The organism is Brumimicrobium aurantiacum, from assembly GCF_003402975.1.
Lineage (GTDB): Bacteria > Bacteroidota > Bacteroidia > Flavobacteriales_D > Crocinitomicaceae > Brumimicrobium > Brumimicrobium aurantiacum.
Genome location: NZ_QURB01000003.1, coordinates 226,644 through 238,168 on the forward strand (window position 1 = coordinate 226,644; position 11,525 = coordinate 238,168).

General features: G+C 33.7%; 12 protein-coding genes. 5 read left to right on the forward strand and 7 right to left on the reverse strand.

Features of this window, described 5'->3' with window-relative positions; genetic code table 11:
• Window positions 1–94 precede the first annotated feature (94 nt).
• A complete protein-coding gene (locus DXU93_RS06820) occupies window positions 95–520 on the forward strand; it encodes a PaaI family thioesterase (RefSeq protein WP_116880526.1) in 426 nt (141 codons plus the stop codon).
• Entirely contained in the window at window positions 521–1,498 is a 978-nt protein-coding gene (locus DXU93_RS06825) for a chorismate-binding protein (protein ID WP_116880527.1), read from the forward strand. It abuts the gene before it with no gap.
• Here the strand turns inward: DXU93_RS06825 and DXU93_RS06830 are convergent.
• From DXU93_RS06830 to DXU93_RS06855, 5 genes are all read right to left on the reverse strand, one after another.
• Window positions 1,485–2,210, reverse strand: a complete 726-nt coding sequence (locus DXU93_RS06830; RefSeq protein WP_116880528.1) for a glycoside hydrolase family 25 protein — start codon at window positions 2,208–2,210, stop codon at window positions 1,485–1,487. The two genes, DXU93_RS06825 and DXU93_RS06830, sit on opposite strands and share 14 nt — an antisense overlap.
• 74 nt (window positions 2,211–2,284) lie before the next feature.
• On the reverse strand, window positions 2,285–2,635 hold the full coding sequence (gene rplS / locus DXU93_RS06835) for a 50S ribosomal protein L19 (protein WP_116880529.1): 351 nt from the start codon (window positions 2,633–2,635) through the stop codon (window positions 2,285–2,287).
• 173 nt (window positions 2,636–2,808) lie between these two features.
• Complete coding sequence (locus DXU93_RS06840; protein WP_123776071.1) at window positions 2,809–3,255, reverse strand: hypothetical protein; 447 nt, start codon at window positions 3,253–3,255, stop codon at window positions 2,809–2,811.
• A gap of 173 nt (window positions 3,256–3,428) precedes the next feature.
• Complete coding sequence (locus DXU93_RS06850; protein WP_116880532.1) at window positions 3,429–4,544, reverse strand: DNA polymerase III subunit gamma/tau; 1,116 nt, start codon at window positions 4,542–4,544, stop codon at window positions 3,429–3,431.
• A gap of 198 nt (window positions 4,545–4,742) precedes the next feature.
• Complete coding sequence (locus DXU93_RS06855; RefSeq protein WP_116880533.1) at window positions 4,743–5,612, reverse strand: sigma-70 family RNA polymerase sigma factor; 870 nt, start codon at window positions 5,610–5,612, stop codon at window positions 4,743–4,745.
• Window positions 5,613–5,854: 242 nt separating this feature from the next.
• On the opposite strand from DXU93_RS06855, the gene DXU93_RS06860 reads away from it, so the two are divergent.
• From DXU93_RS06860 to DXU93_RS06870, 3 genes are read left to right on the forward strand one after another with little or no spacing between them, the layout of a single operon-like run.
• A complete protein-coding gene (locus tag DXU93_RS06860; RefSeq protein WP_116880534.1) occupies window positions 5,855–6,661 on the forward strand; it encodes a 2,3,4,5-tetrahydropyridine-2,6-dicarboxylate N-succinyltransferase in 807 nt (268 codons plus the stop codon).
• 14 nt (window positions 6,662–6,675) lie between these two features.
• Entirely contained in the window at window positions 6,676–7,707 is a 1,032-nt protein-coding gene (gene meaB / locus DXU93_RS06865) for a methylmalonyl Co-A mutase-associated GTPase MeaB (RefSeq protein WP_116880535.1), read from the forward strand.
• The gene (locus DXU93_RS06870; protein ID WP_116880536.1) at window positions 7,700–8,485 is read left to right on the forward strand and encodes a DUF6503 family protein; all 786 of its coding nucleotides are present in this window, start codon (window positions 7,700–7,702) and stop codon (window positions 8,483–8,485) included. The genes meaB and DXU93_RS06870 overlap by 8 nt, the downstream gene beginning before the upstream one ends.
• A 6-nt stretch (window positions 8,486–8,491) precedes the next feature.
• Here the strand turns inward: DXU93_RS06870 and DXU93_RS06875 are convergent, their stop codons facing one another.
• Together DXU93_RS06875 and ffh are read right to left on the reverse strand one after the other, a co-directional pair.
• The gene (locus DXU93_RS06875; RefSeq protein WP_116880537.1) at window positions 8,492–9,790 is read right to left on the reverse strand and encodes a hypothetical protein; all 1,299 of its coding nucleotides are present in this window, start codon (window positions 9,788–9,790) and stop codon (window positions 8,492–8,494) included.
• Window positions 9,791–10,073: 283 nt separating this feature from the next.
• Window positions 10,074–11,414, reverse strand: coding sequence for a signal recognition particle protein (gene ffh, locus DXU93_RS06880; RefSeq protein WP_116880538.1), 1,341 nt, complete (start codon window positions 11,412–11,414; stop codon window positions 10,074–10,076).
• Window positions 11,415–11,525: the final 111 nt, after the last annotated feature.

Here is an 11,525-nt window from a genome sequence, read left to right on the forward strand (position 1 = left end):
TTATACGAATGTAATTACTTTTATGCTGTAATAAATAGAGAATTTGAGAGTTTTATCATTATTCAATATTTAAAAACTTTTTAAAATCAATTATATGCTTAAACAAGTTGACTTAGATTTTATTAATTCCTTTAGTAAAGACACCATGATGGAAACTTTAGGAATTGAATGTGTTGGATTAGGTGAAGATTACCTTGTCGCTACTATGCCCGTAAATGCGAATACACATCAACCAATGAAATTGTTGCATGGTGGAGCAAGTGCAGCTTTAATTGAAAGTATTGGTTCTATGGGATCTACTTTGCTTTTAGATTTAGATAAAGAGGTGCCTGTTGGAATTGAAATCAATGCGAATCATGTTGGAGGAATGTCATCTGGTTTAGTAAAAGCGCATGGAAAGATTGTTCATGCTGGGAAGAGAACACATGTTTGGCAGGTAGATTTGACTGATAATGATACTGGTGCTTTAGTTTGTACTGGGAGATTAACAGTAATGGTTGTACCACAAAAGAAAGCGTAAATGGGATTTTTAGCACACCAGTTTCCAAATGAAGAGATACAATATTTTGAAGGGTCTTGGATCGCATCTACCTTAGATCAAATTCCTGAATCTTGTTTTTTTATAACAGATTTTACAAAAGATAAAGTCTATTATTTTAAGGAGCATAATACTTTAGAAAACTTGAGTAATATCGATTTTTCATTTAGTCATGATGACGAAATTTTTGTAGCCAATGAGAAAGCATACCTAAATGGTCTACAGTATTTTATCGATGGTTTTGAAATGTTTGGAATTGAAAAAGCCATATTTTCTCGTATTAAATTGGTTGATAGGGAAGCAGATGTGGAATTAAATGATGTGTTTGTTCGTTTGTGTAAAGCTTATCAAAAACAAGCCTTGGTTTATTTTGTAAGTGATGAACAATTTGGTTCTTGGATGGGGGCTACACCTGAAACTCTTTTGTCGGGCAATGAGCAGAAAATGCAATCAATGGCTTTGGCTGGTACAAAATCTTCCGCAGAAAAGGAGTGGACTGAAAAAGAATTTGAAGAGCAGCAATACGTTGTTGACTACATTCAGCAAAAAATAGAAGAACAATCACCAGGTGATTTGAGTGTCACTAAAGCTCAAACAGTACAGAAAGGTGCTGTTTATCATTTGCAGTCAGATTTTGAGTTTTCTTTAGACAAAGAAAAATGGAATGCATTACTACAGTCACTTCATCCAACTCCGGCTGTATGTGGAACTCCAGGTGATTTGGCTAGAGATTACATCTTGAGAAATGAACCTCATGAAAGATCTTTTTATACTGGGATTATTGGGCAAAAGAAAAGTGATGCATTATCAGTTTATGTGAATTTGCGTTGTATGCAGGTAATGAAGAAACATTTTGCATTATATGTTGGTGGGGGAATTACTTTGTCCTCGAATATTGCTAATGAACTTCAAGAAACTGAAGATAAAAGTGAAACATTACTCTCAGTTATTTTTGATTAACTCCTGTATCGAAATTAATTCGACTTACGTTTAAATCAACTTTAACTCCTCGATGAAAAGGTAGGTCCGCTTGATCAGTAAATTGCCAATATAGAATGCGTTCATCTTTTGGTAAAACAAAAGGTGTTGAATAAGCAGCAATCCAGAATTTATAATTCAAAAAGCTATCCTGAAACTTTGTTCTATAAAAATGAAACGAAGTATAAATAATTGGTCTTTTCCCTGTTTGTTTTTCTATTGTTGATAAAAATAGAGCAACATCCTGGAGTAAAACATCATCAGTTTGTCCTTCTATTTCAACGTCCAGAACAGGGGTTAAATCTTTTTCCAGAGGTTTATAGTTACTTAAAAAATGTTTCGCTTGGGTCACCGGGTCGATATTCGGTCTGAAAAAATGATAAGCCCCATGTTTTATTCCTAGATCTAAAAGTTTATTTCGGTTATAATCCCATTCCCTGTCAACATGATTTATTCCTTCAGTAGCTTTCAGGTAAACAAATTGAATTTGCGGTGTAACTTTTCTTGATAATAATGTGTCCCAATTTATTTGACCTTGATGGTGTGAAACATCAATTCCAAAACCTTTATAATTTGTAGGGATTGGCTGATTAAACTGGTTATTGTTGTTGAATTGCATGGTATTCCATAATATTAAAAGGAATGCTCCAATTAAAATCAGAAGGGTGAATAGGGAAACAGACTTTCGCTTCATAAAAAGTTTATATAACGAAAAAAGGACTTACCAAATGAATGGAAGTCCTTAGATATATCTTTAGATAAAGAGGTTTAGAATCTTCTTTTCTCTTTAATTCTTGCAGCTTTTCCAGTTCTTTCACGGAAGTAGAAAATACGCGCTCTACGTACAGCACCATTTTTAAGAACTTTAATTTCTTCAATGAATGGTGATGTAACAGGGAAGATACGCTCTACACCGATTCCACCTGACATTTTACGAATAGTGAAAGTCTCTGTAGTACCAGATCCACGACGTTGTAAAACAACACCAGTAAACTGCTGAATACGTTCTTTTTCACCTTCCTTAATTTTATATGATACAGCAATTGTGTCTCCTGCTCCGAAAGCTGGTGTTTCTTGTGCTGTTGAAAATTCGTTTTGAACTTCTTTTATTAAATCCATGACTATTATTTTATTCTTCTCCGAAATTGGGGTGCAATATTACATATAATTTATGAATTAAACACGACGGATAATGAATATTTTTTATTTTTTTTAATCGTGTTTATTTCTTGGTATCTTTCGATGGTGCAAATATACTTATTTGATTAATAACTACAATGAAAAATGTTGTGCTAAAAATCAATGTCTAGCTTAAATTTTTGTCGAAGTGTTTTTAAATGAGGATTTCGCTCGGCCATATCGTTAAATTTATCTTTACTAGAGTATAATTTTCCTCCTTGAACAGATTCTTCAAATACTTCTAGTTTGATTGACCAATTGTTGAGTTCTTTTCTAAGGTAACCAACAAGCGTTGTCTCATTGTTTTTGATAAAACCAAGCTGAACATCGTTGTCAACACGGTGTCGAACAAGATAGTTTTTACCGATTTCAGGGTCATTTCCTACCATTGCAGTATACAATGTTCCCATTCCTTCTTCTTTAGCTTTAAACGCAAATTTTCTCCATGTCATTCTTAAATCATCAATGGAGAACGCATCTGTTGGACGATTGTCATTAACTTCTTTTTTGACTTCCTTCTTCTTTTGTTTGGCTTGGTTCATCATGTCGTTGATGCCCAAAAAAGAATTGTTAAGCCTCTTGGTTGGAGAACTTAGTTTCTTCGCTTCCTTGTTTAAAGTTATAGGAGTCCTTTTTACAGGTTTTGCTGATTGTGCAGGACTATTGGCTTTATTCTTTTTTGAAGCCTTTTTTTCATTTTGCCCTTTAAAAGGAATAATCTTAACAGGGTCAGTTAAGGCTTTTTTTTTTCCTGCTCACTTTTAATGGAACACAATTGCATTAGTGTTAACTCAACCAGAAGTCGTTGGTTTTTGGCAGATTTATAAGTTGTGTCTGCGTTGCTAATTACTCCTAAGGCCCTCATAATGTGTTTCGCATCAATGGTCCCTGCTTGCTCTTTGTATTTTTCCTTGATAGAATCACCAACTTCTAATAAATTTAGTGTTTTAGGATTCTTACCAACCAAAAGATTTCTATAATGCTCTGATAGACCAACAATGAACTGGTGACCATCAAAACCATGGTTTACAATCTCGTGATATAATAATAAACTATTGGTGATGTCTTCTTGTAATGCGTAGTCTACAAGTCTAAAGTAGTAATCGTAATCAAGAACATTTAAATTTTCAATTACTGATTGGTAAGTTAAAGTTTTTCCAGTGAAACTTACAATTTGATCAAAAATAGATAGTGCATCACGTAAGGCTCCATCTGCTTTTTGAGCGATTAGGTGTAAACCTTCACTTTCCGCATCAATTCCTTCGTTTACAGAGATCTTTTGAAGATGATCTGCAATATCAGAAATTTGAATTCTATTAAAATCAAAAATTTGACAACGAGATAAAATTGTGGGTATAATTTTATGTTTTTCAGTTGTTGCAAGAATGAAAATCGCATGTTTTGGAGGCTCTTCTAAAGTCTTTAAGAAAGCGTTGAAGGCAGCCGTAGATAACATGTGCACCTCATCAATGATGTATACTTTGTAGTCACCAAGTTGAGGAGCAACCCTTACTTGATCAATTAATGCTCTAATGTCGTCTACACTATTGTTAGAAGCGGCATCCAGTTCATATACATTTAAAGATTGACCTTCATCAAAGGATTTACAAGAATCACATTCTCCACAAGCTTCTAATTTGTCAGTTCTGTTCGAACAATTGATTGTTTTTGCTAAAATTCTAGCTGTAGATGTTTTACCAACACCACGTGATCCACAAAATAAAAACGCTTGCGCCAACTGATCGTTTTTGATTGCATTTTTTAAAGTTGTAGAAATATTGCTTTGGCCCACCAACGTATCGAAGGTTTGGGGTCTGTATTTTCTTGCTGAAACAATATAATCGCTCATGATACAAAAATAATAGAAATTAAAGTCTTTTGCTTCATAACTGAGTCTGAATTTTTGAAAAAGTTAAAGAGGTATTTGATTTATTGTGAATTAGGTTTAGGTCATTTATGTTAGGAAGAATATGTCACAAAAAAAAACGTCATTGATTACATATTGTATCAATGACGTTTACAAATAAATAAATAATAAAAGTTGGTTTTATCCTAGGTATGATTTTAGCATCTTGCTTCTTGAAGTATGTTTTAAACGACGAACAGCTTTTTCTTTGATTTGACGAACGCGTTCTCTTGTTAAGTCAAAACGAAAACCGATTTCATCTAAACTCATTTGTCTATGTCCGTCCAATCCAAAGTATAACTTTAATACGTCGGCCTCTCTTAATGTTAAAGTGCTCAATGAGCGGTTAATTTCTTTTTGTAATGATTGATGTAGAAGGTCTTGTTCTGGACCTTTCAAACTGTCATTTTCTAATAGGTCATACATGTTAGAGCTTGATTCGTCTCCCTCTTTTAAAGGAGCGTCCATTGATACATGTCTACCGTTGGATTTTAAAGCGTGCTTAATGTCTTTTAAAGGCATTTCCATGTGGTGAGCCAATTCTTGAGCTGAAGGAGGACGTTCTAATTTTTGTTCTAAATCGGAGTAAGCACGATTTACTTTTCCAATCGAACCAATTTTGTTTAAAGGGAGTCTTACAATTCTTGCTTGTTCAGCTAATGCTTGAAGGATAGATTGACGAATCCACCAAACTGCATAGGAAATAAATTTAAATCCTCGAGTTTCATCAAATCTTTTGGCGGCCTTAATTAATCCAACATTTCCTTCGTTTATTAAGTCTGGAAGTGTCAATCCTTGATTTTGATATTGTTTAGCTACAGAAACAACAAAACGTAAATTAGCACGCGTTAATCTGTCTAAAGCGCGCTGATCTCCGGCTTTAATGCGTTGGGCCAATTCAACCTCTTCTTGTGCTGTAATTAGTTCAAGTCGACCAATGTCAACTAGGTATTTGTCTAATGAAGCGGTTTCTCTATTGGTAACCTGTTTGCTAATCTTTAATTGTCTCATTTTTTTGTCCTATTTATTATTTATTATTGGAAATTTTATAATTCTCAAAACTCTTTTAAAATTCACCTCTATTAATATAACGTTTTATTCTTAAAAAAGTTGGTTATTAGATTTATTTTTATTAAAAGACCCCGTTTTTTAACACTTTTTAGGTTCAAATAGAATTTGAGCTGCCTTTTTGAATCAATGTTTATCGAAGTTCAGTTGAAGTCTCTTATATTTGTTAAAAAGAATATTTAATAATGAGAGATATAATTGAAAAAGCTTGGGAGGACCGTTCTTTATTGAAGGATGATGCAACAGTTAAGGCGATTGAAGCAGTAATTGAAGGTTTGGATAAAGGTGATTTAAGAGTGGCAGAACCTGTTGAAGATGGTTGGCAAGTGAACGAGTGGGTGAAAAAGGCCGTTGTGATGTACTTTCCTATTCGAAAAATGGAGACAATTGAGGTTGGTCCATTTGAGTTTCATGATAAAATGGCGTTAAAAAAGAATTATAAAGAACTAGGTGTTCGTGTAGTTCCGCATGCTGTTGCGCGTTATGGAGCTTATGTCTCAAAAGGCGTTATCATGATGCCTTCTTATGTAAATATCGGTGCTTTTGTAGATGAAGGAACGATGGTGGATACATGGGCTACTGTAGGTTCTTGCGCACAAATAGGAAAGAATGTTCACTTGAGTGGTGGAGTTGGTATCGGTGGAGTTTTAGAGCCTTTACAAGCATCACCAGTGATTATTGAAGATGGCGCTTTCATTGGTTCAAGATGTATCGTTGTTGAAGGGGTTCGTGTAAGAAAAGAAGCAGTTTTGGGAGCAAATGTTGTGTTAACAAAATCAACAAAAATTATTGATGTTACTGGTGATGAACCAATAGAAATAAAAGGAGAAGTTCCAGAAAGAAGTGTTGTGATTCCAGGTTCATATACAAAGGAGTTTAGTGCTGGGAATTTCCAAGTTCCATGTGCTTTAATTATTGGAAAAAGAAAAGCAAGTACAGATCTTAAAACATCGTTAAATGATGCGTTGAGAGAGCATGATGTTGCAGTATAAAAGAGCGTTGAAATATGAATGAAGAGCAATTGGCTAAATGGAAAGAGCAGCGTCGTAAAAGAAGAAATTCTTTAAATCATGACGATTTACTTTCTGGTATCATTAAAGGAGATTTACAAGCGTTGAGTAGTGGAATTACATTGCTTGAAAGTAATCGAAAAAGTGATCAGGAGGAAGCTCAGAAATTAGTCAATAGCTGCTTGAAACATTCTGGTAAATCTATTAGAGTTGGAGTTACGGGCGTTCCAGGAGTTGGTAAAAGTACTTTTATTGAAGCTTTTGGAAAGCTTGTTGTTGCTAAAGGGTATAAAATTGCTGTATTGGCGGTTGATCCATCATCAGAGAAGAGTGGAGGAAGTATATTAGGAGATAAAACTAGGATGAATGATCTGTCTGTTCTAGAAAATGCTTTTATACGTCCTTCAGCAGCTGGAAAATCCTTAGGTGGAGTAGCTAGAAAAACCAGGGAGTCAATAATACTGTGTGAAGCGGCAGGATTTGATTTTATTTTAATTGAAACTGTAGGAGTAGGACAGTCTGAAACGATGGTTAAATCTATGGTTGATTTCTTTATGCTCTTAATGTTAGCAGGTGCTGGAGATGAGCTTCAGGGAATTAAACGAGGAATCATGGAAATGGCTGATGCATTAATTGTGACAAAAGCTGACGGAGATAATCTGATTAAGGCTAGAAGAGCAAAAAAAGAATATGAAAATGCTATTCACCTTTTTCCAGCGAATGAAAACGGTTGGATTCCCAAAACGTTGGTTGCGTCTGCATTAGAGCAGTATAATATTGAAAAGACTTTTGATACAATTGAAAGTTTTGTGAATCATACTAGGATCAATGGTTCATTTGGTCGAAATAGAAAGCAACAAGACAAGTATTGGTTGCATGAAACGATAACTGATACCTTGATGTCGAACTTTTATTCATCTGAACGGTTGGTTAATGAAATAGCAGTTGTAGAAAAAGAGGTGATTGAAGGTAGGATTTCATCCTTTGAAGGAGCTGAAAAATTAATGAAAATTTATAATCATGAATAAGTTACTTTTAATATTTACAAGTCTTTTGTTGGTCGTATCATGTGCTGAAAAACCAGATGAAGTGAAGGAAGAGTCCGCAGATGAGTTTGTAGCAGTAAAACCTCAAAATGTTGAAGCTATTATCGATAGTGTGTATCGGAAAAGCGGTGTTGAGAAAATAAATCAAAGTGATATTTACTTCAAATTTCGAAAGTTTGATTTTGCATATGTTCAAGGTAGCGATGGGTTGGAAAGGTCAAGGTCATTTTTGAATGATGAAGGGGATAGAATTGTTGATCTTTGGCGTGGTGATTCTGTAATTCGAACTATAAATGATGAGAAAATAGATTTATCTAAGAAGAAAGAAAATGCCTATAAAAACTCTATCAATAGTGTGTTTTACTTTGGGTATTTGCCGAAAGCATTGAAAGATCCTGCAGTGAATAGTGACTTAATAGATACTGTTCAAATTAAAAATAAAGATTACTATAAGATTAAGGTGACATTTGATGAAGAAGGTGGAGGAGAAGATTATCATGATATTTTCTTGTACTGGATTGGTGTTGAAGATTATGCATTAGATTATTTGGCTTATCAATACTTTACAAATGATGGCGGAATTCGATTTAGAGCTGTAGATAAAATTACTGAAGTTGATGGGATAGAATTTCGTGATTACCTTAATTATGCGCCAAAAGAAAATTTAATGAATGATTATTTTAATGTTGATCAGGTTTTTGAAAATGATGGTTTAGAAGTTGTTTCGGAGATTAGATTAGAGGAGATTGTTGTTGAGTAATTATATTTAGTTTTTGACTGTTACGATTCGGTTGTATCTACTTTCTTCAAGTTTGGTGAAATAGACCTTGTCATTGATTACCTTAATATTTCTTGGTTGACGCATATTTGGCAATTTAGCAATTTTACTGCTCGTTCCATCTTCTACATTGATTTTTGAAATTAAGATTTCTCCTTTGACATTCGTATACATATAAATGTTGTCATAAAAGTAGTCTTTAAAATACGTTCCAGTGAATTCAAATTTTGCTTCTACTTCCTTTGTTGTAAAGTCGTGATTATCGATTTGAAATATACTGTCGCGAACAGCATCTAAAATAATTATTTTGTCTTGAAGTCCATGTGCCGAAACATCCAATGGTTTCGATGCTATTTTATCACTCCAAGAGGTCATCTCTAGCATTTTTGCAGCATAATTATTTAAAGTCATTAAGTCTCCATCCCAAATCCCCATCACAATTACATTGTCTTTTAAAGGTGTGAAAAGCATATAATAATCAATGACTCTTTGGTAATGATAGTCTGCGTTTTCATAACCTTCTTTGTCAAAAGATTCGTAGATATTGCTAATTTCCTTGTTTATGATGCGTGTTAATGAGTACATTTGATTGTGTTTACTAATACTTTGGTGAAATGCTCCTTCTGTTCCTAAGGTAACTAGATTCTTCAAATCAATATCAAAGTCTTTTTTAGTAATGGGATGCATAAGCTTTATTTCGTGTTGTTCTATGTAAATTTGATATGCAGAATCCTTTGTGATCAGGTGGAAATTTCCAATTGCGTCTAAGAATATTTCTTTAGGTTTAATGACTAGTTCTTTCATCAATATTTCATCTCCACTGGTATCAATGATTTTAATAAAATGATTTCTTCCGATACGAGAAACAACAAAGAAACGATTGAGAGGAAAAGGGTAATAGTCAATGATAAATTCATCTTCAATATTAAAAATGTCACGGTATTTAGAATTGGTAATAGTAAATTCATCAAGCGTTTGTAGTTTCATCTTACCTGACTTAATGGTTAATGGAATGATTTTGTTAATCGTATCACTGTTGCTTAAGTTTTTTTTGATTCTAAAACTATAGTCTTCATATAATTCATGTTTTATTGTAATAAAGTCGTTACTTTTTACTGGCATATTAAAAACATGACTTTTTGAATTGGTAGAGAAAAAGATATTGTTTTTTTCAATTGTAGCGTAGTATACCGATTTACCATTTTCTTGAATTGCTAGTCTTAAAGTTTGAGTAAATATAACTGTAGGACAGCAAAGAAAAATAATTAATGATTGTATTAGTTTCATGTCTGTAAAGTATTGATCGTGAGTGTTAAGTTAGTTTTAATACTTCAGTTTTTCAAAATAAATACTTTAAAGATGTGATTTGTTTATTGATTGGTATGATTCTTTTTGTGAGTTGTAATATGTTATTTATTAAACACTTAAGATTTATTTAAAGCTTTTAAAGGCTGTAAGAAAAAAATCCTGAAAGAATTAACTTTCAGGATTTTTTGGTATCTATATTTCTTATTGATTTCGCCTCTTCACTAGGCACTCAAACTCCACACTGTAAAATTTTGAAAAAATTTTACATCCCTGGCATTCCGCCTTTCATTTGTTTCATCATGTTGGCCATGTTTTTCTTATTACTCATCATTTTCATCATCTTCTTGGTGTCACCAAATTGTTTCAAGAGTTTGTTTACTTCTGTTAAGCTTTGACCACTTCCTTTGGCAATTCTTTTTTTACGACTTTGGTTAATGATTTCAGGATGTTCTCTCTCTTCTGGGCTCATAGAGTATATGATGGCCTCAATGTGTTTGAATGCATCATCTTCTATTTCTACATTTTTCATGGCTTTCCCCATTCCAGGAATCATTCCCATTAAGTCTTTAACGTTACCCATTTTTTTAACTTGTTGTAACTGACTTAAGAAATCATTGAAGTCGAATTGATTTTTCTTAATTTTCTTTTGTAATCTTCGCGCTTCTTTTTCGTCGTATTGTTCTTGCGCTCTTTCAACCAATGAAACAACATCTCCCATTCCGAGGATTCTGTCAGCCATACGTTTTGGATAAAACACATCCAAAGCGTCCATTTTCTCACCTGTACCAACAAATTTGATTGGCTTGTCAACAACTGCTTTAATTGAAATTGCAGCACCTCCACGAGTGTCACCATCTAATTTTGTAAGAATAACACCATCAAAGTTAATTCTTTCATTAAAGGCTTTTGCAGTATTTACCGCATCTTGACCTGTCATGGCATCAACCACAAATAATGTTTCAGATGGGTTAATTGCATTTTTTACATCAGAAATCTCTGACATCATTTGCTCGTCAATTGCTAAACGACCAGCGGTATCAATGATTACAACATTGTTTCCATTACTTTTCGCATGTTGGATTGCTGCGTTGGCAATGTTTACAGGATTTTTTTCTTCTTTATTTGAATAAACCTCAACTCCAATTTGATCTCCTAAAACATGCAGCTGATCGATTGCTGCAGGACGGTAAACATCACAAGCAACTAAAAGTGGGTTCTTTCCTTTTTTTGATTTTAAGAAATTCGCAAGTTTTCCAGAAAAAGTTGTTTTACCCGATCCTTGTAGACCAGACATTAAAATGATACCAGGATTACCTTGGTAGTTCACCTCAGTTTCATCACCACCCATAAGTTCGATCAACTCTTCGTGGCAAATTTTGACCATTAATTGACCAGGAGAAACAGCATTAAGTACATCTCTACCAAGTGCTTTTTCTTTTACGGTTTTTGTAAATTCTTTCGCAGTGTTGAAATTAACATCGGCATCAAGTAAGGCTCTACGCACTTCTTTAAGCGTTTCTGCGATATTGATTTCAGAGATTTGACCTTGTCCTTTGAGGACTTTAAATGCTTTTTCAAATTTGTCTGTTAAATTTTCGAACATGCTTGCAAAATATTGGTTTAAGGCGCAAATTTAATAAAATCGTAGTTAGTGACTAAATTGAAGTTGACAATTTTTTCATTTAATACAAGTTGAGAAGAATACAGAGTGATT